The organism is Labrys monachus (assembly GCF_030814655.1).
Classification (GTDB): Bacteria; Pseudomonadota; Alphaproteobacteria; order Rhizobiales; family Labraceae; genus Labrys; species Labrys monacha.
The window spans coordinates 88,450-112,492 of the sequence record NZ_JAUSVK010000001.1 but is presented as its reverse complement, the minus strand read 5'-3'; the positions used below and the strand labels follow the sequence as shown (position 1 = coordinate 112,492).

The following is a 24,043-nucleotide window of genomic DNA, read 5'->3' as shown; positions in this document are numbered from 1 at the left end:
TTCAGCGTGCGGCTCGCGCCGGAATGTCGGCTGGGCTCTCTCCCCGGCCCGCGGCGCCGAGGGCGCGGCGGGTCGAGGCCAGGATCTCGTCGGAAAGGGCGGGGTCGTCCACGGCGCGGGCGAGGACCAGGGCGCCGACCATGCCGGCGAGGGCTGCCAGGGCGCGCTCGCGCCGCTGCCCCTCCGCGTCGGCCGGCATGATGGCGGCGAGCTTGCCGATCGCCGCCGCGATGCCTCGGCCGAAAGCCTGCCGGACGGACGGCTGCCGCCGGCGGGCCTCGCTCCCCAGGGCCGCGTAGGGGCAGCCGGCAGCCGGATCGTCGCGATGCGCGGCGGAGAGATAGGATTCGAGGAGCGTGCCGAGCGGATCGTCCGTCCGCGCCAGCAGCCGGTCCCACGTCCTGCCGGAGCGCTCGACCGCGTGGCGGCAGGCCGTCTCGACCAGCCCGTCCTTGGAGGGGAAGCTCTTGTAGAAGCCGCCGCGCGTCAGCCCGGCACCGGCCATCACATCCTCGATGCCGACGCCGTCGAAGCCGCGCTCACCGAAGAGGCGGGCCGCGACCGCGACCACGCGCTCCTTGTTGCGGGCCGCCTGCTCCCTCGACACTCTCACGATGCCACCTCGGACCTGCCGCCTTGAAAACATGCAGTCCCGTTACGATAGATGATAACAAACATCTATCGCAAGGCGGCAGGAGGCCGCGGGCTGCGGAAAGGCTTTCGCTCCAAGCCGAGATTTTCGGGTCCATCCGCTGGACGGGCCCGAAAATTCTGCTCAGGCCGGCTTGGCCGACGCCCGCAGCATCTGCTCGGTGGTCTCGCCGGTGCGGCGGTCGTGGCGATAGAGCACATCGCCCGCCAGCCGGCCGTCGCGCGCTTCTAGCGCCGCCATCAGCGCCTCGTGCTCGGCCATAGCCTCCGCCCAGCGCTCGGCGGAGGCGAGCGCCGAATAGCGGCCCCAGCGCGCCTTCACCATCAGCGTGGCATGGGTGGCCGCCAGCGTCTCGTTCCTGGCCGCGGCGACGATGGCGATGTGGATCTGGTGGTTGAGCACGAAATAGTCCTGGCGCTCGCCGGCGGCGAAATGCTCCGCCATCCTGTCGTGCATGCGCTTCAGTCGGTCGAGATCCCGGGCGGTCATGCGCGTGACCGCCAGTTCCGCCGCCAGCCGCTCCAGCCCGCCGATCACCTCGAACAATTCGCCCACCCCTTCGGGCGTGAGCTGGCTCACCCGCGCCCCGCGGCCCGGCAGGAGCTCGACCATGCCCTCATTGGCGAGCAGCTTCAGCGCCTCGCGCAGCGGGGTGCGCGACACGTTCAGCGTTTCCGAAAGATTGGTCTCGTGCAGGCGCTCGCCGGGAGGGATGATCCCCTCGATGATCATGTCGCGCAGCCGGTCGACCACCTCCTCGTGAAGGGGCCTCGCCCGGCCGATGGGTGCCGGCTGTCCCCTTTGCAGCGATTTCCTGGGCATTCTGAGCGGCCGGCTGATCACCATGGTTCTTCCAATTTGGGTTCTTCCAATTTGCGACATTCGGCCCGCCCATTCGCTGGGCACGGGACGAGGCTTTGCCTTTTTTGTATGCAGAATGCAACAGATCACTTTGCATGCTGAATTCTGCATGCAAGGATATCTCAGCTTTCCGAGCAGGTTACCATCGTTTTCAGTCTGGCACGTACATTGCATTCCGACAATCGAGGGGGACGCGACGGCCGGGGAAGATCCCCGGACGGCGGGAAGCCCGGCGCATCGCAACCGCCCATCCCAGGGGACCCCGCCGTCCCGGAAATCGAGGAGTGACTCATGCAGACCAAGCTTCCATCCGGCCTTTCGGGCTGGCGCCGCCGCGTCGGCCGGCTCGCCCTGCTGGCGGGCACCGTCGCGGCGCTCGCCATGCCGCAGGCCGCACGCGCCGCGGACCGTTTCGTCCCCGGCACGCCCGAGGCCGGCGCCGACATTCCCAAGGCCACCATCAAGTTCGGCATGCGCCCCTACGCCGACAACACCTTCTATTATATCGGCATGAAGAAGGGCTGGTTCGACGAGGTCGGCATCAGCTTCGATCCCGCGCCCTACGGCCTCAAGGCCAACGATTCCAACGCGACCACCCTGCTGCTCAACGGCCAGCTCGACGTCATCTCCGAATTCTGCCCGCTGATGCTGCCGACCTACAAGCAGGCCGACAAGCTCAAATGCATCGCCTTCACCGACAATTTCCTCGGCAACGCCATCCTCGCCAATCCCGCGCTCAAGCTGAAATCCTTCAAGGACTACATCGCCGAAGGCAAGAGCTATGAGGAGGCGCTGAAGGCGGCGCTGGCGCCGATGAAGGGCAAGCAGCTGGTCGGCGCGCCGCAATTGTCCGACCGCGCCTTCGAGGAATATGTCAACAAGACCTCGGGCGCCGGCTTCCGGCTGCAGGTGCTCGACGATTCCAAGTCCCTCGTCCTCGCCAAGGCCGGCCGCGAGGATTTCGTCAATCCGGAAGGCGCGCCCATCGTCTACACCCTGCGCCAGGCCGGCTGGACCGACCTCATCGACATCGGCGACCTCATCAAGAACGGCCCCGGCGGCGTGGACTCCCCCATCGAGCCGCTGATCGGCATCGTCGGCGTCGGCGCCAACAGCGACTATGTCAACAAGAACCCCAACACCGTGCTGCGCTTCCTGTCGGTGGTCTGGCGCATCATCGCCGAGGTGAAGAAGGACCCCTCGCTGTTCGCCATCCAGGCGCCCTACCTCAATTCTGTGGCCGGCACCGACCTCGACGGCAAGGGCGTGGCCGACACCGTGTCGGTCCTCGACCCCTTCACCAGTTTCGAGGACGACAAGCAATATTACGATGATCCCCACGCGACCGTGAACTACGCCAATGTCTGGGGCGCGACGATCAAGGACTTCGAGGCGCACAAGATCATTCCCGAAGGCAAGGTGAAGCCCGACGACGTCGTCTGGGGCGGCGCCATCTGGCACCTCATGGTCGACTACAAGACCAAGACCGACGCGCTCTTCGCCAAGCTCGACACCGCCAGGCTGAGCGGCGACAAGAAGGCGCTCTACGACAAGGCCAAGGCCTTCTACGCCGATTACGACTTCCTCGACGCCTATCGCCTGGCGCTCGCGGCTTCGGCCTGACCGACATGGCCGAAGCGGAACCGCTGGAGATGACGGAGGGGGCCGAGAATCCGTCCGGCGGCGCGCGCCGGACGGCGGGGTCCCGCCCCGTCCGTCTCCTCGCGCTCCGCCGGCTGGCCGCGGCGCTCGATCCGCTGCGGCTGGCCGGGCTCGTCCTGGTCGTCGCGATCTGGGAGGGGCTCGCCGCGGCGGCGCCGCCCATCATCCTGCCCTCGCCGCTCGCGGTGGCGGCCAGGCTGTGGAACGACTTCCTCGACGCGCCCTCGCTCGCCTATTACGGCGTCGCCAATCCGAACCTGTGCGACAATCTGATCTATACGATGGAGAACGTCGCGCTGGCGGTGGCCGTCGGCGCGGCGCTCGGCACCGTGGCCGGCCTCGTCAGCGCCCGCTTCGGCCTGGTGCGCGCCGTCGTCGACCCCATCATGATGACGGCGGGCACCGTGCCGATCCTGATCGCCGCGCCGTTCCTGCTCATCTGGTTCGGCGTCGGGCGCCTCAGCGCCGTCTGCCTGGTGATCTTCTACGTCGTCGTCATCCTCTATCTCTTCGCCCAGCGCGCGGCGAGCAACCTCAACCCCATCTATGAGGACTTCGCCCGCACGCTGGGCGCGACGCCGCGCCGGATCGTCGTCGACCTCCTCATCCCCGCCACCATCCCCGAGATCCTCGGCGGCCTGCGCATCGCCCTCGCCGGCGCCTGGGGCCTGGAGGCGGTGGCAGAACTCCTCGGCTCGCAGGAGGGCGTCGGCAAGGTGCTGGAAGTGCTCGCCGGCGCCACCGATACCGAGGGCATCATGGCCAACCTGCTCATGCTCGGGCTCGTGGCCGTCATCGTGGACGCCGTCGCCGGCTGGTTCGTGCGCCGCGTCGCCGGCTGGAGCGCCAGCTTCGTCCCCGAAAGGAACTGACCATGGCCGAACCGCAGCGCCGCATGATCGAACTCGTCCATGTCAACCGCCGCTTCCGCCGCGCCGACGGGCAGGAGGTGAGCGCCGTCAGCGACGTGTCCTTCGTCATTCCCGAGGGCGAGTTCGTCTGCCTCGTCGGTCCCTCCGGCTGCGGCAAGTCGACCCTGCTGCAGATGCTGGCGGGGCTCCTCGACCCCAGCGACGGCGACATCGTCGTCGCCGGCCGGCAGATCGCCGGTCCGGGCCCCGACCGCGGCGTGGTGTTCCAGAAGGACAGCGTCTTCCCCTGGATGCGCGTCATCGACAATGTCGAATACGGCCTGAAATGCCGCGGCCTCGGCGCCCGGGAGCGGCGCGAGATCGCCAGCCTCTATCTCAGGCATGTCGGCCTCTCCCATGTCGAACAGGCATGGCCGCGCGAATTGTCCGGCGGCATGCTGAAGCGGGTGGCGATCGCCACGGTGTTCGCCAATGGCGGGCGCGTCCTGATGCTGGACGAGCCGTTCGGCGCGCTCGACTACGTCACCCGCCACCAATTGCAGGACGTGCTGCTCGACCTGTGGAACGCCGACGGCGCGGGCACGCGCCGGACCGTGCTCTTCGTCACCCATGACGTCGACGAGGCGCTGGCGCTGGCCGACCGCATCATGGTCTTCCATTCCGGCCGCCAGGTCGACGACATCGCGGTGACCCAGGACCGCCCCCGCACCACCGACAGCCTGCTCCTGCCCGACATGGTCGCCATCAAGCACAAGCTGCTGCGCCATCTCGGCCTCGACCGCACGGCGGCGCGCGACAGGGGGGCGGCGGCATGAACGCATCCTCCGCCGCGCGCGACCGCTGGATCTCCGTGGCCGTCTTCCTCGCCATCGTGGCGATCTGGCAGCTCCTCTCGATCGCCTATCCCGTCGAGGCCGCCCCGGGCGAGCCGATGGTGGCCGGCTGGCAGGTGCTGTTCAGCCGGACCTTCCTGTTCATGGCCGATTACTGGCAGGGCGGCCTCGGCGTGCCCGCCGTATCGGAGGGCGCTCCGCGCAGCTACGAGGCGGCGGCGCTGTCCCTCCTCAGCCATTCGCTCTACACCCTCACCCGCCTCGCCTGCGGATTGTTCGCCGGCGGCGTCCTGGGCCTCGCCCTCGGCCTCGCCATATCGTGGTCGCGCTGGACGCGGCGGCTGGTCGATCTGCCCGTGCAGTTCCTGCGCACCCTGCCGCTGCTCGCCATGGTGCCGTTGTTCCAGCTCTGGTTCGGCACCGAGTTCATCGGCGAGATCCTGTTCGTCGCCTACGGCATCGGCGTCATCGTGTTCGCCGGCACCGTGAACGCCGTCCGCAACGTGCCGCAGATCTATATCGACAATGCCCGCACGCTGGGCGCCTCCCAGGCGAGGCTCTATCGCACCGTCATCCTGCCGGCGATCCTGCCGGAAATGCGCTCGACGGTGCTGCTGAGCCTCGGCGCCGGCTGGGGCGCCGTGCTCGGCGCCGAATATCTCGGCGCGCAGTCGGGGCTCGGCTACATCATCGTCTACGCCCAGCAATTCGCCTTTCTCGACCGCATGTTCCTCGTGGCGCTGCTCTTCATTCTCTACACCTCGCTCAGCTACTGGCTGGTGAGCCGCATCACCGAGCGCATGCTCGAATGGGCGCCGCCCTCGCAGCGCCGATGAGGAGCGCAAACGTGCCACATCCCCTGCTCGACCGCTCCGCGCCGGACCTTGCCGCTGCCCTGCGCAGCGGCGCAGTCAGCGCCGCCGATCTCGCATCGGCCTGCCTCGACCGCATCGCCGCGCGCGAGCCCGACATCGCCGCCTGGACCTTCCTCGATGCCGACAAGGCGATGGCCGATGCCCGCGCCCTCGATGTGCAACGCGCGCTCGGCCGGCCGCTCGGGCCGCTGCACGGGCTGCCGGTCGGCGTGAAGGACATCATCGACACCTTCGACATGCCGACGGAGAACGGCACGCCGGTGCATCGCGGCCGGCGGCCGGCGGCCGACGCCACTTTGGTCGCGCGGCTCAGGGCGGCCGGCGCCCTCGTGCTCGGCAAGACCGTGACCTCGGAGCTCGCGGTCTACACGCCCGGGCCGACGCGCAATCCGCACGACCTCGCCAGGACGCCGGGCGGCTCGTCGAGCGGCTCGGCCGCCGCGGTCGCCGCCGGCATGGTGCCGCTGGCCCTCGCCACCCAGACCAACGGCTCGACCATCCGGCCGGCCTCCTTCTGCGGCATCGTCGGCTACAAGCCGAGCCTCGGCCTGCTGCCGCGCACCGGCGTGCTCAAGCAATGCTTCATCCTCGACCAGCCCGGGCTGATGGCGCGCGACCTCGCCGGCGCCGCCCTGCTGGCCGAGGCGCTCGCCGGCGCCGATCCGGCCGACGAGGCGAGCCGCGACCCCGGCTTCTCCTTCCCCGCGGCCCTCGCCGGCCCGCTGCCGGCGCCGCGCCTCGCCTTCGTGCGCGGCCCCTATTGGGAGCAGGCCGACGCCTCCGCCCGCGAGGCGCTCGACGATTTCGTCGCCGGCCTCGGCGGCACGGCCGAGACAATGGAGCCGCCGCCCGCCTTCGCCTCGGCGGCGGCAATCCACAAGGTGCTGATGAACGCGGGCATCGCCGAAGCCTTCGGGCCCGACTACGACCGGGCGAGGGACCAGCTCAGCTCCGTCGTCACCGGCATCGTCGAGGCCGGACGCGCGCTCTCCGCCGTGGATTTCGTCGCGGCCCTCAGTGCCCGCGAAGCGCTGCGCACCGCCTTCGCGCAGCTCTTCGCCGGCTATGACGCCGTCGTCACCCCCGCCGCGCTCGGCGTCGCGCCGCCGCGCGAGGACGGCACCGGCAATCCGATCATGGCGACCACCTGGACGCTGCTCGGCGCCCCCGCGCTGACCCTGCCGCTGCTGCGCGGGGCCGGCGCCCTGCCGCTCGGCGTGCAACTGGTCGGCCATCCCGGCGAGGATCGCCGGCTTTTGCGCGCCGCCGCCTGGCTCGAGCGGCAGCCATCCCCTTTCCTCTAGTCCGGAGACGCATTTGCACATCCTGCTGCTCAATCCCAACACGACGGGAACGGTGACCGACCTGATGGCGGAGGCCGGCCGCGCCGTCGCGGCGCCGGGCACCGAGCTCCTGCCGGTCACCGCCGGCCGCGGCATGCCCTATATCTCGACCCGGGCGGAAGCGCAGATCGGGGGCGCCATCGCGCTCGAAATGCTGGCCGGCCACGCCGACGAGATCGACGCGGCGATCATCGCCGCCTTCGGCGATCCCGGCCTGCTCGCCGCCAGGGAGCTTTTCGACTTTCCGGTCGTCGGCGTGTCGGAGGCGGCGATGCTCACGGCCTGCATGCTCGGACAGCGCTTCGCCATCGTCACCTTCTCCTCCAGCCTGGTCGGCTGGTATCGCGACTGCGTCGCCCTCAACGGCATGACCTCGCGCTGCGCCGGCGTCTTCGCGCTCGAACTCTCCTTCGCCGATGTCGCCGGTGATCCGCAGGGGACGAGCGAGGTGCTGGTCGAGCTGGCCGTGCGGGTCGTGCGCGACAGCGAGGCCGACTGCCTCGTCTTCGGCGGCGCACCGCTCGCCGGCCTGGCGCGCCGCGAGCGCCACCGCATTCCCGTGCCGATCATCGATCCCGTGGCCGCCGCCGTGAAGCAGGCGGAGGCTCTCGTCGCGCTCGGCCCGCGCAAGGCCGTCGCCGGCTCCTTCCGCAGGCCGCCGGCCAAGCCCACCTCGGGGATCGAACGGCGCCTCGCCGCCCGCATCGAGCATCGCGACGGCCCGCGCCCGTAAGCAGCGTTCGAGCGCCGGCCGGATGGCGCGCCGACGACGACGACAAAGCCCGCAGCCCCTTGCCTTCCACCCTTGGATTTCTCCCGGGGCGCTCGGTAGGAATCTGCGGGCCTGTCATCACACGTCAACGGACGACTGGTTCGTGGCATGGGCGCATCCGCGTCCCGGAGAACGTTTCACCGCCGTACGTCGCCAATCTGCCTCGGCGTGACGCGACTTATGCTTGCCGCAGGTCGGACATGGCCGCATTGACCTGGATCAAGCCCGCGCATGATCGGCGGGAACCGGCCGGGAGACTTGATCTGGCGCAAGCCGTTCCGCCCCGGAACGGACGACAAATGTTCGGTAGAGACATCGCCCGTTTCGCTCGCCCGACCGAACGACGCGCGCGAGGCCGGCTCGAACGCTGGAGGTTCGCCATGCAGGTTCCCATCGACATCACCTTCAGGCATTGCGAGAGTTCGGATGCCGTCAGGGCCGAACTCGACCGGCAGCTGAAGCATCTGGAAAAATTCGACGACCGGATGACGAGCTGCAGCGTGGTGATCAGCGGCCCGCAGACGCGCCATCGCCATGGCGACACCTTCGAGGTCAACTTGCGCATCGCCATGCCGGGCCGCAAGGACATCGTCGTCCACACCGCCCGCGAGGCGGCCCCGGAACACGAACATGCCCTGGTTGCACTCAGAGACGCGTTCGGCACCGCGCGGCGCCAGGTCGAGGACGCCGTGCGCGACCTGCAGGGCGAGGTGAAGACCCATGCGGTGGAAAGCCATGGCCGCGTGACGAAATTCCTCGCCGGCGAGGATTGCGGCTTCATCGAGACGGCCGACGGCCAGGAGATCTATTTCCATCGCAATGCGGTTCTCGACGGCGCTTTCGACCGCATGGCCGTCGGCTCGGAGGTCCGTTTCGTCGAAGAGCAAGGCGAGAAGGGCGCCCAGGCGAGCACGGTGCGCCTGATCGGCAAGCATCACCTCGAATAGGGATGCAGAGCACCGCCCCCACCTTGCGCCCTTTTTCGGGCGGGTGGCGGGAGCGTTGCCCGTCCGGCCCGCCGATCAGAAGGGCTGCTCGCGCAGGCCGAGCCTGAACAGCAGGCGGGACAGCAGGACCTCCAGCACCACGAAGAGGGCGAGCAGCAGCGCGACGGAGGTCCAGCAGAGGCCGAGCCGCAAGCCGACCAGCAGGAGCGGCACCAGAGCCTCGGGAATCTGGTCGAGGCCGAAGGCCTGGCCATGCACCTTCACACCATGTCGCCGCTTGATGAAGCTCGCGGCGAGATCGCCCGCCATCGCCCCCGCCGCGATGATGGCGCCGTTGGCCCAGCCCAAGCCGAGGACCGCCGATGCCAGCGTGGTGCATGCGAGCGACACGAGGAGGCCACGAAAGGTCTTCGAGGACCCGAACAAAGGCCGGCCGTCGGAGAGGATCACCCCTCCGTCGAGCGGCGCGGCGCAGCGATCGCCGAACAGCGTCTTGGCGAACATCGGCATGCTGTTTGCGACTCCGAGCAGCACGAGCAGGCGAAGCAGCAGGAACCAGTCGTTCACGGCGGTGTCTTCGCGGGCGGACGGCGGATCATCGGGATCATCGTGTGTGCGCCAGGGTCAGGGCCGGCCGGGCCTGCGCCTGTTCGCCGGTGGACGAAGACGACGGCTCGGCCGGATGCTCGCCGCCCTCCTCGGCCGGGGCGGACTCCGCACGCTCCTCACCGGCCTGAACCGGCGCCACCCGCCGCACATGCCGATGGCCGAGGCGCAGTGCGATCGCGAGGGACGCTGCCACCGCCTCGCGTGCAGTCCCGCCGTCCCCGAACGGAAAAAACCGGAAGCCGTCCGTGAGGCTCGCCCGCCAGCCTTCCGCCGTTTCGAAGAGATTGTTGACGCGCAGTCCGGCCTGGTGGGCGCGTTCGATCGCCGCTTCCAATTTCGACTTCACCGGACGGTGCAGCTTGCGGGCTGCCATCGTGCGAGTGTGGACTTCCTGTGTACGCGATGAGGGCATGATCGATCCTGCCTTGAGACGAGCGACGCTCTACGCCGCGGTTCAGCCGCGCGCCGCGATGAACGCAAAAAGGGTAGCATTCAGCCGCCTGCCCGGTTTGATATGCATCAACGGTTCCGGCCTCGCGCGCCCCCTCCGCAGCGCCGCCGGCCAGCCAGCCATGGCGGGATCGTGCATGGCGGCAGCCCGTCTTGATCTGCAGCAATGCGGCCAGCCTCGCGCCGACGCTCAATCGGCGCTCCCGAAGGGACGCGGCAATCGCGCATCCCGCCGATGTCGATCGCCGGCCATGACTCTCACCGCTCGGATCACCTCTTGCAGGTCGCCGCCCGGCCCGATGCCGGGCGTCGAGGCCGGCGCGATCGTGGCGTTCCTCTCGAACCGGGACAGCTATGCCGGCAGGCCCCGGACGGTCGAGGTGCTGGAGACGCATTATTCCTGGCTCTTCATGATGCCGGAGCGGGTCTACAAGCTGAAGAAGCGCGTCAAGGGGCCATTCTTCGACTTCACGACGATAGAGCTGCGGCGGCGCAATTGCGAGACGGAGCTGCGCCTGAACCGGCGGCTCGCGCCGGAGGTCTACCGCGCCGTCGTTCCGCTCACGCTCGACACCGCCGGCCGCCTCGCCCTCGGCGGTGCCGGCCCCGTCGTCGACTGGATCGTGGAGATGACGCGGCTTCCCGCCCGGCGCATGCTGGAGCGATGCCTGCTGGAAGGGCGCTGGACCGAGGGGGAGATCCGCGGCCTTGGCGGCAGGCTCGCCGGCTTCTTCCGCAAAGCGCCGCCCGTCCGCGTGCCGGCCCGCCATGCAAGGGACCTGCTCGGCCGGGAAATCGACACCGCTCTCGACGATTTCGACAATGCCGGCAACCCGATGCTCCTCCATGCGGCGCAACGCCTGGCCCTGCGATTGCGGGCCTTCATCGCCGCGAACGAGGCCCTTTTCCGGCGGCGCTTCCTGGAAGGGCGTTTCGTCGAGGGCCATGGCGACCTGCGGCCCGAGCATGTCTGCCTCGGGCCCGAACCCTGCATCATCGACTGCCTGGAATTCAGCCGCGGGCTGCGTCTCCTCGATCCCGTCGACGAGATTGCCTTCCTGTCGATGGAATGCGCGCGCCTCGGCGCGCCGCAGATCGAGAGGATATTGTTCCAGTCCTACCGGCGCGCCACCGGCGACATCGCCCCGGCCCGCCTCGTCGCCTTCTACAAGGGCTTCCGCGCCCTGGTGCGCGCCCGCATCTCCATCCGCCACCTTCTCGACCCGGTCGTCCGCGAGCCCGGCAAATGGCCGGCGAGGTCTGCCGACTATCTTGCCATCGGCCTGCGCGAAATGCGCAGCGCCCGCTGAAAGGCAAGCCTCGAACGTCAGCCGCCCGGTCCGGTGCCGGATGGCGCGCGGCAAGGGCGCAGAACATCGCATCGATGTGGCGGTGATCGTCGGCGAGCAGCGCCGCCAGCAGGTCGCACGCCATCGGGCCGGCGGCGCGATGCGGCCGATATGTCCCGATCACCGGCTCGCCCGAGCCGGCGGCCTGTTCGAGCAGGCGCCGCAGCCGCACGGCGTGCTCCTTCGGCGCGAGGCGGTCGAGCCGGTCCTCGCCCCAAGGCAGAACGAGCCACGGCCGGGCGTTCTCGCCGAACAGCAGGCGCCAGCCGCGGGCTTCCCCCAGGCTGTGCCAAAACTGTCGCTGCGAGCGGTCGGCTTGCGACGGGCGCGGTCGCGCCTCAGCTCGGGGCTATTGCCTTCGTTCCGAAGGCGTTGACGGCGAGGAGGATGTTGAAGGCGAGGATCGAGAGCGCCGCTTCCGCCTTCACCGCCCTCAGTCCCCCTGGTCAGGAACCTTCCGCCGCCCGGCACCGGACATAGGCCGCCGTCGGATCGGCTGATTGCACGCTCATGGGATCAGCGCCTCCTAGCTCAGGCGGGCAAAGGTGGCGCGGATGTCGTCCACAAGCACCTCAGGCCGCTCAAGCGCTGCGAAGTGGCCGCCGTCATTCTCGCCGTTGAAGTAAATCACGTCGGAATAGCGTTTTTCGGCCCATCGCTTCGAGATGCGGACGTGCTCGCCCTTCAGCATTGTGAAGCCTGTTGGCACGGCGATCGGACCTTTGGGCTGTCCGCCTGCCGGTCCGCCAGCCTTGGAGAGCTCCCAGTAGAGCCGGGCGGCGGACGCGCCAGTGTTGGGAAGCCAATAAAGCATGATGTCGTCAAGAATCTCGTCGAGAGAGAAAGACCCCTCAGCGTTCCCGCGCGTGCCGCCGGTGTCCTGGAACATAGCGTAGATCCAGGCCGCCAGCCCGGACGGCGAATCCGCCAGCGAATAGCCGATCGTCTGCGGACGCGTGGATTGTTCCTTGGCGTAACCGGAAAGATCGTCCCAGAAGTGCTTGGCGTCGCCGAGCATCGCCTTTTCCTCAGGCGATGCTTCCGCCATTTCCTCAGGCGTCGGCATGACCATGGCGAAATTGAGGTGGGTCCCAACCAGGCCCGCAGGCGTCTTGCGCGCAATGGCGTCAGCGACGCCGGCGCCCAGGTCGCCGCCTTGCATGCCCCAGCGGAGGTAGCCGAGTTGCGCCATCAGTTTGATGTAGAGGTCGGCGATCTGGGGCAGGCCGCAACCGGTCGAGGCCGGCTTGCCCGAGAACCCGAAGCCGGGCATCGCGGGCGCAACGATGTGGAAGGCGCGGCGGGGGGCGCCGCCGTGCGCGGCCGGATCGGTCAAGGGACCGATCACCTTGCGGAACTCAAGCACCGAGCCCGGCCAGCCGTGCATCATTAAGAGCGGCAGGGCGTCGGGCTCAGGCGAGCGGACGTGGAGGAAATAGAGCTCCTGGCCGTCAATCGTCGCCATGTGTTGGCCAAGGCTGTTCAGCAGAGCCTCGCAGGCCCGCCAATCGTAGCGGGTGCGCCAATGCTCGCAGAGCGCTTGTACTTTCGCCAGCTGAGGCCCCTGGCTGGTGTCGGCGACCGTTTCGCGATCCGGCCATCGGGTTTTGGACAAGCGCTCACGCAAATCCACGAGCACGCTGTCTGGAATAGCCAGATGGAAGGGCTTGATCGTTGCGGTCATGGTCGTTTCTCCAAAGGCTGGGGAGGCGGCGGGCATCGCGAGGACGGCGGCAAGCGCAAGGAACGCGCGGCGATCCAGTTCGCCGGGTTTGGGCGTGGAGTCAGAGGCTGGCGGCATGGGGATCCTTTCACCGCTCCGATGTATCTTGTTCCGGAAAAAAGGATTAGACGTGCAGAGTGGCACTCAGCGTTCCACCTGAGGAACGAGGCAATGAACTTTGACGATGTTCGCGTGTTCGCCCGAATTGCGGAGCTGAAGGGCATATCAGCGACCGCGCGGGCGCTCGGCCTTCCCAAATCATCGGTAAGCCGGGCGTTGGCACGCATGGAAGCCGCCGCCGGATCCGCCTTGGTCGAACGGTCCACACGGCATGTTCGGCTCACCGACGCAGGGGTTCTGCTTCACACTCACGCCGTGCGCATTCTGGATGACATCGCTGAGGCGGAAACAGCCCTGGAGGGACTGGCGGGCGCGCCGCGCGGGCGTCTGCGCGTGAACGCGACCCATGCCTTCGGCATGGGCGTGATCGCCCCGATGCTGCCTGACTTTTTGGCGCGCTACAGTCAGGTGCAGGTGGCGCTGGACGCTGACGATCGCCGCATCGACCTGGCAGCGAAGGACACAGACTTGGCGATCCGGATCGGCCCGATGGCGGACTCCGCGCTGATCGCTCGCCGGCTGCCTTCGGTGGACTTGTGGCTCTGCGCCAGTCCGGAGTACCTGGCGGCGCATGGGACGCCGAGGACCGTGGCGGAACTGGCTGCTCACAGCCTGGTCGATCGCCAGGATCGCACCGATTGGCGCTTTGCCGACGCCGGCGCGATCGATGTAGAGCCGCGGGTCATCATACCGGACGCAAGCGCACAAAAGATCGTGGTGGAGGGCGGAGCGGGGATCGGTCACTTACCTGATTATCTCGTCCGCCCGGCCGTCGCGAGCGGGCATCTCGTTCGTGTATTGCCGGATGTGATCGCCGCCTCGATCGAGGTCCATGCGCTCTATCCCAGCCACCGCAGCCTCTCGGCCAAGGTGCGGGTATTCATCGATGCGCTTGCCGAACACATGCGAGTCACCGCTAATTTGGCGGAAGGTCACTGACGTCTGGAAAAGACCCGGGAGCGCCGGCTGGCGCCGGACTACCGCACCATTGCCGCGTTTCGGCACGACAATCCGGAGGCGATCATCGCCGCCAGCGCGGCCTTCGTCTGCCGGAAACAAGGGCTCGTCGGCGGGCGCGTCGTGGCGGTGGACGGAACCAAGATGCGAGCGGTCGCGAGCCCAAAGAACATCGCCGGCGCCGAACGTCTCGTCCGAGACATCGCGCACACCGAAAAGGAGATCGCGTACTACCTCGACCGACTCGACATCATTGACGAGACCGGGGCCCAGGGCTTCGAGAATCAGCCATTGCACCGTGAGAATTTTGCGGCCGCCATAGCTTCGCTCCAGCGCCGGAAGGATCGGCTCGTCCGAAGGCAGCAGGAGTTGGAGCGTCGCGACGAAAAGGCGCTCGTCCTCGGTGAGCCGGAGGCAAGCCGATGGGCTATGGCCGTGCGCCCAAGATGCCATCGTATAATCTCCAGAGCGTGGTGGACGTCGACAGCGGGCTGATTGTCCATCACGACGTCTCCAACGACGCCAACGACAGTCCCATGCTGCACCCCGTGTCCGTGGCGGCGAAGAAGGTGCTGGAGGTCGACCAGATCCAGGTACTGACGGGCGGTGGGTACTCCAATGCCGCGGAAATCGCGCGTTGCGAGCGAGAGGGGATCAGGTGGCAGCCCGATCAAGCGCGGCGCCATGAACTCCGATCACTTCCGGCCCAGTTCGTCTACGACAACGCCTGCGACACCATCCGCTGCCCGGCCGGAAAGGCCCTTCGACCGTCTGGTCTACACACCCGGAACCGGGCGATCCGATATCGCACTTCGGCCTGCCCGAGTTGCAGGTTGAAGCCGCGATGCACGCCCGGCGCCCAGCGCACGATTCATGGACTGGTTGATCAAGGCGCTCTGGACCGAATGGAGGCGAGAATTTACGCCGACCCCAGCTTGATGCCGATCCGCCGATGTACCGTTGAGCACCCCTTCGGGACGATCAAGCGCATGTCGGGTGGTGGAAGGTTCCTCACCAGGGGGCTTAGGGCGGTGAAAGCCGAAGCGGCGCTCTCGATCCTTGCCTTCAATATCCTCCATGCGGTGAACGCCTTTGGCTCTACAGCGATCATTCCAAGCTGAGCAGGGGCTTCGCGTCGCGTCAGCCGAGCTCGGACACTGCCGGACTGAGTTCTTGCACAGCCTGCCACGACGCCCTCCGGCAGGCGAACAGGCCGGCCGTGCCGCCTTCCCGCGCCGCGAAGTCGGAATCGGCCAGGGCGGGAAAAAGCAGGCCGTCGCGCCGGACGAGCCAGAGTTCGAGCGCCGCACCCAGGGCGGAATCGACCGGCGTGGCGTCGATGCGGTCGAAGAGGCGTTTCAGGGGCGGAGAAAGGGTCGCGAGCGTGGTCATCATGCGCCTCCGGACAGTCTCCCGCACTTTGACGCGCGGCGCCGCCTGCCGCCTTGATCGTCGTCAAGCCGCAAGCGGGGCGACGGACGGAATCAAGAGGCCAGGAGATCCGCGAAGGGCTCGTTCTCGTGCAGCCGGCGGATCGCCTCGGCCAGCAGCGGCGCGGCGGGGACGATGTCGAGCTTGTCCCGGCAGATCCCGTCCGGCAGGCGAAAAGGCGCCGCCGTGTCCGTCACGATGAAGCGCTCGATCGCCGGGTCGGCGAGGACCTGCTCGGCGCCGGCCGAAAACAGGCCGTGGGCGGCGCAGGCGATCACCCGGCGGGCCCCCGCCTTCCGTGCCGCCGTCGCCGCCCGCAGCAGCGTGCCGCCCGTGCTGACGAGGTCGTCCACGATGATGCACGTCCTGCCTTCGACCTCGCCGACGAAGAGGTCGCCGCTGACCGTGCCGGCGCTGCGATGCTTCTCGGCGAAGGCCCTGCCGATCCGCTGTCCGGTCTGCCGCTCGAGGGCCTCGCGCAGGAGCTCGGCCCGCTTGCCGCCGCCGAGGTCCGGCGAGACCACGCACAAGGGCTCCGTTCCCACCACGGCCCGGATCCTCTCGATCAAGAGCGGCGCGGCGCTCAGCGCCACCGTGCGGCAGCGAAAGGCGTTCTCGAACGCCGCGTCGTTGTGCACTTCGAGCGTGACGACCGCATCGGTCCCCACCGCCTCGAAGAGAGCGCCGACATAGCGGGTCGTCACGGGATCGTTCGGCTTGGTGCGGCGATCCTTGCGGGCGTAGCACAGATACGGCACCACCGCCGTCACCCGCGCGGCCCCGGCATCCTTCACGGCCCCGATGAAGAACAGAAGCCGGCAAAGCTTGTCGTTGGCGCTCCGGCCGGACGAGCCGTTCAGGCTGTGCAGGACATAGACGTCGCGGCCGGCGACCGGGCCGAGGGGCCTGGCCTTGTGCTCGCCATCCTCGAAATCGCGCTCCTCGTGGGCGGTGAGCGGCGCCCCGAGCAGGGCGCTCACCGCCTCGCCGAGGTGGTCGGTCCCGGCGAGGGCGAACAGGCAGAAGCCGGCGCCCGCGACGGGCCGCACGGCGGCCGGGGACCAGAGGGTCTCGTTGTCCGGCATGTCGCTCCTCCAGGTCCGCAGCACCGGCGCCCCCGTCATGAGGTCGCGCCCCGGGCGCCGGCGCGGGGCCCGTCCGCCAGCATGGACGGCGATGGCGCAGCCGCATTGACGCCGGTCAAGACCGATCGGTCATGCCGCAGCGCAGCATTGCATTTGACAATTACAAAACTTTATAGTTTTTAAATTTGGCGACGCGATCCCGCGCCGGACGGTTTTCCCGTTCCTCCTCCGATACTCGATCCCATAAGGCCACCATGATGCGCTTTTCGCGCCGTGCTTCACCCCTTCGCTGCGGCCTCGCTCTGGCGGCGGTCGCGATGCTCGCCAGTTGCAACGATCAGCAGAGCGCCGCCGGTGCGCCGCCGCAGCAGGGCCCGCCGCAGGTCGGCTTCGTCACCGTCAAGCGCGAGCGGCTCGCCGTCACCGAGGAACTGCCGGGCCGCACCAGCGCCTATCTGGTGGCGGAGGTCCGGCCGCAGGTCGGCGGCATCGTCCAGCGCCGCGACTTCAAGGAGGGATCGGAGGTGAAGGCCGGCGATCTTCTCTACCAGATCGATCCGGCCAGCTATCAGGCCTCCTACGACAGCGCCGAGGCGGCGCTGGAGAAGGCGCAGGCCAATGTCGCCAGCTCGCAGCTGAAGGCCCAGCGCTACGCCGACCTCGCCAAGGCGCGGGCGGTCAGCCAGCAGGATGCCGACGATGCCGGCGCCACGCTGAAGCAGAATTTCGCCGACGTCGCCTCCGCCAGGGCATCGCTCGAAAGTGCACGCATCAATCTCGCCTACACCAAGGTGACGTCGCCGATTTCCGGCCGCATCGGCAAGTCTGCGGTCACCGCCGGCGCGCTGGTGACGGCAAGCCAGTCGACGACGCTGGCCACCGTGCAGCAGCTCGACCCCATCTATGTCGACGTCTCCCAGTCGAGCACCGAGCTGCTCCGCCTCAAGCGCCAGCTCGCCGACGGGACGCTCAAATATCCGAGCACCGCCGGCGCGAATGTCCGCCTCTTCCTGCCCGACGGCACCGAGTACCCGCTTCCCGGACGGCTCGAATTCTCCGACGTGACGGTCTCCACGACGACGGGCGCCGTCACGCTCCGCGCCGTCTTCCCCAATCCGCACGAGGAGCTGCTGCCCGGCATGTATGTCCGCACCCTCGTGGAGGAAGGCGTCGACGACAACGCCATCGTGGTGCCGCAACGGGGCGTCACCCGCGACCAGCAGGGCAACGCCACCGCCCTCGTCGTCAACGGCGAGGGCAAGGTCGAGGCGCGAACCCTCGGCATCTACCGTTCGGTCGGCGCCGGCTGGTGGATATCGAAGGGTCTGGAAGCCGGCGACCGCCTGATCATGGACGGCCTTCAGAAGGTCCGCCCCGGCGTCGCGGTCCAAACCGTTTCGCTCGACGCCGCCGCCGGGCAGGCGCCAGCCGGCGGGTCGGCAACGATGACCGCAGACAAGTGAGATAGGCCATGGCTCGCTTCTTCATCGACCGGCCCGTCTTCGCCTGGGTCATCGCCATCATCATCATGCTCGGCGGCGTGCTCGCCATCCGCAGCCTGTCCATCGCCCAATATCCGAGCATCGCGCCGCCCGCGGTCGCCATCAGCGCGACCTATCCGGGCGCATCGGCGCAGACGCTGCAGGACACCGTCACCCAGATCATCGAGCAGAAGATGCAGGGCATCGACAACCTGCTCTATATGTCCTCGACCAGCGATTCGACCGGCAGCCTCACCCTCACCATCACCTTCGCCAACGGCACCGATCCGGACATCGCCCAGGTGCAGGTGCAGAACAAGCTGCAGCTCGCCACCCCCCTGCTGCCGCAGGTCGTTCAGCAGCAGGGCATCAAAGTCGCGAAATCCTCCTCCAGCTTCCTCCTCGTGCTCGGCTTCGTCTCCGAAGACGACAGCATGAGCTACAACGACATCACCGACTATGTGGCGAGCAACCTGCAGGACCCGCTGAGCCGGGTGCCGGGCGTCGGCGACACCCAGCTGTTCGGCGCCCAATATGCGATGCGGATCTGGCTCGATCCGAGCAAGCTGAACAATTACGCCATGACGCCGTCGGACGTCTCGACGGCGCTCACCGCACAGAACGCCCAGATATCCGCAGGGCAGCTCGGCGGGACGCCGGCCGTCGACGGCCAGGAACTGAACGCCACCGTCCTGGCGCAGAGCCGCCTGCGGACGCCCGCGGAGTTCGAGGACGTCATCCTGCGGACCAACACCGACGGCTCGATGGTGCGCCTGCGCGACGTCGCCCGCGTCGAGCTCGGCGGCGAAAGCTACACGACGGACGCCCGCTACAACGGCAAGCCCGCGGCCGGCTTCGCCATCAAGCTCGCCACCGGCGCGAACGCGCTCGACACCGCCACCGCGGTGCGGGCCCGGCTGGCCGAGCTCGAACGCTTCTATCCGCACGGGCTGAAGACGGTCTATCCCTACGACACCACGCCCTTCGTCAGCATCTCGATCGAGGAGGTGATCAAGACGCTGTTCGAGGCGATCGGCCTCGTCTTCGTGGTGATGTATGTCTTCCTGCAGAGCTTCAGGGCCACCCTGATCCCCACCATCGCGGTGCCCGTGGTGCTGCTCGGCACCTTCGGCGTGCTGGCGGTTTTCGGCTATTCCATCAACACGCTGACGATGTTCGCGATGGTGCTGGCGATCGGCCTCCTCGTCGACGACGCCATCGTCGTCGTCGAGAACGTCGAACGGGTGATGGCCGAGGACAAGCTCGGGCCGCTGGAGGCCACCCGCAAGTCGATGGACCAGATCACGGGAGCGCTGGTCGGCGTCGCTCTCGTCCTCTCGGCCGTGTTCGTGCCCATGGCCTTCTTCGGCGGCTCGACCGGCATCATCTATCGGCAATTCTCGGTCACCATCGTCTCGGCCATGGTGCTGTCGGTGCTGGTGGCGCTGATCCTCACGCCCGCTTTGTGCGCCACGCTGCTGAAACCCGCCGCACAGGGGCACCACGAGAAGCGCGGCCTCTTCGGCCTGTTCAATCGGGGCTTCGACAGCACGACCCGCGGCTATCAGTCGATGGTGCGCGGCATCCTGAGACGAGGCCTGCGCTTCGGCCTGGTCTACCTGCTCATCGTCGGCGGCCTGGTCTTCCTGTTCTCGCGCCTGCCCAGCGGCTTTCTTCCCGATGAGGATCAGGGCGTGATGTTCGCCCAGGTCGTCCTGCCGAGCGGCGCCACGCAGGCGCGGACGCTGGGCGTCCTCAAGCAGGTCGAGGACCACTTCCTCAAGGACGAGAAGGACGCCGTCGAATCCGTCTTCTCCGTGGCGGGCTTCAGCTTCGCCGGCTCGGGCCAGAACATGGGCGTCGCCTTCTTGAAGCTCAGGGATTGGAGCGAACGCAAGAGCCCGGCCCTCAAGGTCGGCGCGGTCGCCGGCCGGGCGATGGCGGCCTTCTCGCAGATCCGCGACGCGATGGCCTTCGCCTTCCCGCCGCCCGCCGTGATCGAGCTCGGAAACGCCACCGGCTTCGATCTAGAGCTCGAGGACCGCGCCGGCCTCGGCCATGACAAGCTCATGGCGGCGCGCAACCAGTTCCTCGGCATGGCGGCGCAGGACGGACGGCTCGTCGCCGTGCGGCCGAACGGCCAGGAGGATGCGCCGCAGTTCCAGATCGACGTCGACCGCGGGCGCGCCGGCGCGCTCGGCCTCACCTTCTCCGACATCAACAACACCCTGTCGGCGGCATGGGGCTCGAGCTATGTCGACGACTTCATCGACCGCGGACGCGTGAAGAAGGTCTACATGCAGTCGGAAGCCGCCGCGCGCATGCAGCCCGAGGATCTCTATCGCTGGTATGTCCGCAATACGACCGGGGAGATGGTGCCGTTCTCGTCCTTCTCCCAGGCGCATTGGACCTATGGCTCGCCGCGTCTCGAACGCTACAACGGCATTTCCTCGGTCGAGATCCTGGGCCAGCCGCGGCCCGGCATCTCCAGCGGCGTGGCCATGGCTGCGGCGGAGCAGATCGCGGCGAAGCTGCCGCCCGGCATCGGCTATGAGTGGACCGGGCTGTCCTATCAGGAGCGGCAGGCGGGATCGCAGACCCTCCTCCTCTACGGCCTGTCGATGCTGGTCATCTTCCTTTGCCTGGCGGCCCTCTATGAAAGCTGGTCGATCCCCTTCTCGGTGATGCTGGTGGTCCCGCTCGGCATGATCGGCGCAGTGGCGGCGGCGACCTGGGCGGGCCTTTCCAACGACGTCTATTTCCAGGTCGGCCTCCTCACCACCATCGGCCTCGCCGCCAAGAACGCCATCCTCATCGTCGAATTCGCCAAGGATCTGCAGGAGAAGGGCATGGACCTGGTCGAGGCGACGCTCCTCGCCGTCCGCCAGCGCCTGCGGCCGATCCTGATGACGTCCCTGGCCTTCATCCTCGGCGTCCTGCCGCTGGCGATCAGCAACGGCGCCGGCTCCGGCGCCCAGAACGACATCGGCATCGGCGTCATGGGCGGCATGATCGCCGCAACCCTGCTCGGCGTCTTCTTCGTGCCCCTGTTCTTCGTGCTCGTCCGCCGGGTCTTCAAGCCGAAGCTGCGAGGCGGAGAAGCCGGCTCTCCATCCCCTCTTTCGGCTCCTTCCGAGGCTCACTGACATGACCATCAAACCTCTCCTCGGCGTGTCGATGGCCGCTGCGATCGCAGCCGTCCCGCTCGCGGGCTGCCAGACCCTGGCGCCCGACTATGTGCGTCCGGCGATGGCGTCCGCCGCGGCCTGGCCTACCGGCCCCTCCTACGCCAGGCTGCCGGGCCGCACGCCGCCGGCCGCAGCCGCCGATATCGGCTGGGCGGACTTCTTCACCGATGCCAGGCTGAGGAAGCTGATCGCCATCGCCCTGGAGAACAACCGTGACCTGAGGGTCGCGGCGCTCGACATCGCCAAGGCCCGGGCGACCTTCCAGGCCCAGAACGCCCAGCTCCTGCCCACCATCAACCTGTCCGGCAGCGCGACCCTCGAGCGCCAGCCGAGCACCACCGGCCCCGGCAACGTCGTCACCCGCTCCGGCAGCATCGGCGTCGGCATCAGTTCGTTCGAGATCGATTTCTTCGGGCGGCTGCAGAGCCTGTCGCAGCAGGAACTGGAGAATTACCTGGCGAGCGAGGAAGCCCATCGCACCAGCTACCTGACCCTCGTCTCGGAGGTGGCCAACGCCTATACGACGCTCGCCTCGGACAAGGACCATCTGAGCCTGTCGCAGAGCACCCTCAAGAGCCAGCAGGACTCGCTCGAACTGACGCAGCGCAGCGTCAATGCGGGCACCTCGACGGACCTCGCCGTCGCCCAGCAGCGCAGCAGCGTCGAGACCGCGCGCGGCGACATCGCGTCCTATACGGCGCAGATCGCCCAGGACATCAACGCCCTCACCCTCTATCTCGGCACGAGCGTTCCTCCCGATCTCCTGCCGAACTCCCTGGCGAGCATCGGCGAACCCCGTCGGATTCCGGTCGGGCTGCCCTCGGACGTGCTGCTGCGCCGGCCCGACATCCTGGAGGCGGAGCACACGCTCAAGGGCGCCAACGCCAATATCGGCGCCGCCCGTGCCGCCTTCTTCCCCAGCATCACGCTGACGAGCAACGCCGGAACCAGCCAGGCCCTGGCGCGTTTGTTCAAGGCCGGCAGCGGAGCATGGGTGTTCTCGCCCAATCTCAACCTGCCGATCTTCGACGGAGGCCAGAATCTCGCCAATCTCCGCAGTTCCGAGGCCGACAGGGACATCGACATCGCGCAGTATGAAAAGGCAATCCAGTCCGGCTTCAAGGAAGTCGCCGACGCCCTTGCCGTGCATGGCACGATGGCGGCACGGATGTCGGCGCAGACGGCCCTGGTCGCCGCCTATCAGCGCGACTATGATCTGTCGATGACCCGGTTCCGCGACGGCATAGACAGCTACCTCTCGGTGCTGCAATCGCAACAGTCTCTCTATACGGCCCAGCAGAATCTCATCACCTTGAAGGCGTCCCGCATGACCAATATAGCGACCCTGTACAAGGTCCTCGGCGGCGGGTGGGCACCCAGCGCGCCGCGCCCCGTCGCGATGGCCTCGGGAGCCCGGTAGCAGCTGCCATGGCTCAGCCAGCCCCCATGGAGAAAGCGCGGCGCAAGCCCGGCCGGCCGCCCAGCGCGCCGCCGGAGGAGCGGCGCGCGAAGATCCTCCAGGCGGCCGAGAGCGTCTTTCTCGCCGCCGGATTCGGCGCGGCGAACATGGACGACATCGCCCGGCTGGCGGGCATGTCGAAGCGCACCGTCTACGAGCTCTTCGGCACCAAGGAAGCCCTTTTTTCCGAGCTCGTCGACGCTCGTCACGGCGGCGTGCCCGACCTGAACGACAAGCCCGACGCCTCCGAGACGGAGCTGGTCGACAATCTCACCGACCTCGCCATGTTCATCCGCTCGCCGCGGCAGATCGCCATCCAGCGCGTCATCTTCGCCGAATATATGCGCAACGCCGAGCGGTCCCAGAACGTCTTCAGCCACCTCGCCAGGAGCGGCCAGGACGGGCTTTCGCGCTGGATCGCCGGGCAGGCGAGAGCCGGCCGCATCGCCGTCGCCGATCACGACGAAGCCGCGAGCGTCCTCTTGGGCATGACCGTCGGCCATATGCATGCCAGGCTCCTGCTGCTGGGCCTGGATCCCGACCTGTCGCGGGAGGTCACGCGCGAACGCATCGCCCGCGCCGTGCGGATCTTCCTCGCCGGAACGCGGGCGCCGGCCGAAGCGTCTCCCCCCGGGCCCGGCGAACCGCCCAGGCTGCGCGAGGATGCCGCCTGAAAGGCGCGCCCGGCCGTGCAACTCCCCGGTCCGGCCGGAACGACCCGAGGGGCATCATGTGCCGGAACCAATCGCCTCGGAAGGCATTGAGGCTGCGGACGCTACCCTGGCGTGCAGGTCAAATGGAGGCTGTGATGTCGCGATCGATGGTGATGGGTCTTGTGGCTGCGGTTTGTGTCGGCGCGCCGGCGGCCTGGGCAGCGCCGAGCCTGCCTGTGCCGGTCGCCGGCACGGCGTCCGTGCTGCCCGTGCAATACAGCCCCTGCCCGCCCGGCTACAAGGTCACCAGCCATGGCGGCTGCAAGCTGAGCCATTATTTGCGGCACCACCCCTACCAGAACCCGAACAATTATGCCGATCCGCCGCCGCGCTATCGCGACGGCTATGACAGGCCGCGCCCCCGCTACTACGACGAAGGCGATTGACTCGGAAAATACGTCGAAACAATAGGTTGGAGAAAAATTGCGATGCGATGAGATCGCGATTTTTCTCCAGCGCGGGCCTGCGATCCATCCGTGGCACATCAGGCGCAACAGGATGCCCCGGCGGTCAAGCCGTGCCGGGTAAGCCCGCTCCGCATGCGCCGGAGCGTCCGCACGGCAAGCGCCCGACGGCGGGTGGCACCCTTCCTTTGCGGTGGGCAGGGATGCCGGAGCCGATCTCGGCCGTTCATCGCCCTGAAGGCTGAACGGAGCAGTTT

At 68.1% G+C, this 24,043-nt stretch carries 23 protein-coding genes; 16 read left to right on the top strand and 7 right to left on the bottom strand.

Annotated features, from left to right (window positions below; all coding sequences use genetic code 11):
• Position 1: 1 nt before the first annotated feature.
• Together J3R73_RS00485 and J3R73_RS00480 are read right to left on the bottom strand one after the other, a co-directional pair.
• Entirely contained in the window at positions 2 to 613 is a 612-nt protein-coding gene (locus J3R73_RS00485; RefSeq protein ID WP_307421470.1) for a TetR/AcrR family transcriptional regulator, read from the bottom strand.
• A gap of 162 nt (positions 614 to 775) precedes the next feature.
• Positions 776 to 1,498, bottom strand: a complete 723-nt coding sequence (locus J3R73_RS00480) for a GntR family transcriptional regulator (protein ID WP_307421469.1) — start codon at positions 1,496 to 1,498, stop codon at positions 776 to 778.
• Between the two features lie 306 nt (positions 1,499 to 1,804).
• Here J3R73_RS00480 and J3R73_RS00475 point away from each other — a divergent pair, with 306 nt between their 5' ends.
• The 7 genes from J3R73_RS00475 to J3R73_RS00445 all read left to right on the top strand — a co-directional run bounded on the left by J3R73_RS00475 (position 1,805) and on the right by J3R73_RS00445 (position 8,817).
• Positions 1,805 to 3,136 carry an ABC transporter substrate-binding protein gene (locus tag J3R73_RS00475; RefSeq protein WP_307421468.1) on the top strand — a complete coding sequence of 444 codons (1,332 nt, stop codon included), beginning with the start codon at positions 1,805 to 1,807 and terminating at the stop codon, positions 3,134 to 3,136.
• A gap of 5 nt (positions 3,137 to 3,141) precedes the next feature.
• Positions 3,142 to 4,047 (top strand): ABC transporter permease, encoded by a 906-nt coding sequence (locus J3R73_RS00470; RefSeq protein ID WP_307421467.1) that lies wholly within the window; start codon positions 3,142 to 3,144, stop codon positions 4,045 to 4,047.
• A 2-nt stretch (positions 4,048 to 4,049) separates the two neighbouring features.
• Positions 4,050 to 4,862, top strand: a complete 813-nt coding sequence (locus J3R73_RS00465) for an ABC transporter ATP-binding protein (protein ID WP_307421466.1) — start codon at positions 4,050 to 4,052, stop codon at positions 4,860 to 4,862.
• Entirely contained in the window at positions 4,859 to 5,716 is an 858-nt protein-coding gene (locus J3R73_RS00460; protein ID WP_307421465.1) for an ABC transporter permease, read from the top strand. The genes J3R73_RS00465 and J3R73_RS00460 overlap by 4 nt, the downstream gene beginning before the upstream one ends.
• An 11-nt stretch (positions 5,717 to 5,727) precedes the next feature.
• Positions 5,728 to 7,059: an amidase gene (locus J3R73_RS00455; RefSeq protein WP_307421464.1), complete on the top strand. Its 1,332-nt coding sequence runs from the start codon at positions 5,728 to 5,730 to the stop codon at positions 7,057 to 7,059.
• A 13-nt stretch (positions 7,060 to 7,072) separates the two neighbouring features.
• Positions 7,073 to 7,831, top strand: coding sequence for an aspartate/glutamate racemase family protein (locus tag J3R73_RS00450; protein ID WP_307421463.1), 759 nt, complete (start codon positions 7,073 to 7,075; stop codon positions 7,829 to 7,831).
• A 419-nt stretch (positions 7,832 to 8,250) separates the two neighbouring features.
• Positions 8,251 to 8,817: an HPF/RaiA family ribosome-associated protein gene (locus J3R73_RS00445; RefSeq protein WP_307421461.1), complete on the top strand. Its 567-nt coding sequence runs from the start codon at positions 8,251 to 8,253 to the stop codon at positions 8,815 to 8,817.
• Positions 8,818 to 8,892: 75 nt separating this feature from the next.
• Here the strand turns inward: J3R73_RS00445 and J3R73_RS00440 are convergent, their stop codons facing one another.
• Both J3R73_RS00440 and J3R73_RS00435 read right to left on the bottom strand, forming a co-directional pair.
• A complete protein-coding gene (locus tag J3R73_RS00440) occupies positions 8,893 to 9,384 on the bottom strand; it encodes a CDP-archaeol synthase (protein ID WP_307421460.1) in 492 nt (163 codons plus the stop codon).
• Positions 9,385 to 9,421: 37 nt separating this feature from the next.
• Positions 9,422 to 9,799: a hypothetical protein gene (locus tag J3R73_RS00435; protein WP_307421456.1), complete on the bottom strand. Its 378-nt coding sequence runs from the start codon at positions 9,797 to 9,799 to the stop codon at positions 9,422 to 9,424.
• 328 nt (positions 9,800 to 10,127) lie between these two features.
• Here J3R73_RS00435 and J3R73_RS00430 point away from each other — a divergent pair, with 328 nt between their 5' ends.
• Together J3R73_RS00430 and J3R73_RS00425 are read left to right on the top strand one after the other, a co-directional pair.
• Entirely contained in the window at positions 10,128 to 11,186 is a 1,059-nt protein-coding gene (locus tag J3R73_RS00430) for a hypothetical protein (protein WP_307421450.1), read from the top strand.
• A 40-nt stretch (positions 11,187 to 11,226) separates the two neighbouring features.
• On the top strand, positions 11,227 to 11,601 hold the full coding sequence (locus J3R73_RS00425; protein ID WP_307421448.1) for a hypothetical protein: 375 nt from the start codon (positions 11,227 to 11,229) through the stop codon (positions 11,599 to 11,601).
• Between the two features lie 150 nt (positions 11,602 to 11,751).
• Here the strand turns inward: J3R73_RS00425 and J3R73_RS00420 are convergent, their stop codons facing one another.
• A complete protein-coding gene (locus J3R73_RS00420) occupies positions 11,752 to 12,909 on the bottom strand; it encodes an epoxide hydrolase family protein (RefSeq protein ID WP_307421447.1) in 1,158 nt (385 codons plus the stop codon).
• Between J3R73_RS00420 and J3R73_RS00415 the strand changes: the two genes are divergently transcribed.
• Together J3R73_RS00415 and J3R73_RS00410 are read left to right on the top strand one after the other, a co-directional pair.
• The gene (locus J3R73_RS00415; protein WP_307421445.1) at positions 12,883 to 14,007 is read left to right on the top strand and encodes a LysR family transcriptional regulator; all 1,125 of its coding nucleotides are present in this window, start codon (positions 12,883 to 12,885) and stop codon (positions 14,005 to 14,007) included. The two genes, J3R73_RS00420 and J3R73_RS00415, sit on opposite strands and share 27 nt — an antisense overlap.
• Positions 14,008 to 14,447: 440 nt before the next feature.
• Positions 14,448 to 15,146 (top strand): transposase, encoded by a 699-nt coding sequence (locus tag J3R73_RS00410; RefSeq protein ID WP_307421443.1) that lies wholly within the window; start codon positions 14,448 to 14,450, stop codon positions 15,144 to 15,146.
• 19 nt (positions 15,147 to 15,165) lie between these two features.
• On the opposite strand, the gene J3R73_RS00405 is transcribed toward J3R73_RS00410, so the two are convergent.
• Positions 15,166 to 15,420, bottom strand: a complete 255-nt coding sequence (locus tag J3R73_RS00405) for a hypothetical protein (protein ID WP_307421441.1) — start codon at positions 15,418 to 15,420, stop codon at positions 15,166 to 15,168.
• Positions 15,421 to 15,509: 89 nt separating this feature from the next.
• Complete coding sequence (locus J3R73_RS00400; RefSeq protein WP_307421438.1) at positions 15,510 to 16,541, bottom strand: ribose-phosphate diphosphokinase; 1,032 nt, start codon at positions 16,539 to 16,541, stop codon at positions 15,510 to 15,512.
• Positions 16,542 to 16,795: 254 nt separating this feature from the next.
• Between J3R73_RS00400 and J3R73_RS00395 the strand changes: the two genes are divergently transcribed.
• The 5 genes from J3R73_RS00395 to J3R73_RS00375 all read left to right on the top strand — a co-directional run bounded on the left by J3R73_RS00395 (position 16,796) and on the right by J3R73_RS00375 (position 23,768).
• Positions 16,796 to 18,004, top strand: a complete 1,209-nt coding sequence (locus tag J3R73_RS00395; RefSeq protein WP_307421436.1) for an efflux RND transporter periplasmic adaptor subunit — start codon at positions 16,796 to 16,798, stop codon at positions 18,002 to 18,004.
• Between the two features lie 8 nt (positions 18,005 to 18,012).
• On the top strand, positions 18,013 to 21,168 hold the full coding sequence (locus J3R73_RS00390) for an efflux RND transporter permease subunit (protein ID WP_307421434.1): 3,156 nt from the start codon (positions 18,013 to 18,015) through the stop codon (positions 21,166 to 21,168).
• A 1-nt stretch (position 21,169) separates the two neighbouring features.
• Positions 21,170 to 22,630 (top strand): efflux transporter outer membrane subunit, encoded by a 1,461-nt coding sequence (locus J3R73_RS00385; protein ID WP_307421431.1) that lies wholly within the window; start codon positions 21,170 to 21,172, stop codon positions 22,628 to 22,630.
• An 8-nt stretch (positions 22,631 to 22,638) separates the two neighbouring features.
• On the top strand, positions 22,639 to 23,343 hold the full coding sequence (locus J3R73_RS00380) for a TetR/AcrR family transcriptional regulator (RefSeq protein ID WP_307421429.1): 705 nt from the start codon (positions 22,639 to 22,641) through the stop codon (positions 23,341 to 23,343).
• 134 nt (positions 23,344 to 23,477) lie between these two features.
• Positions 23,478 to 23,768 (top strand): hypothetical protein, encoded by a 291-nt coding sequence (locus J3R73_RS00375; RefSeq protein WP_307421428.1) that lies wholly within the window; start codon positions 23,478 to 23,480, stop codon positions 23,766 to 23,768.
• Positions 23,769 to 24,043: the final 275 nt, after the last annotated feature.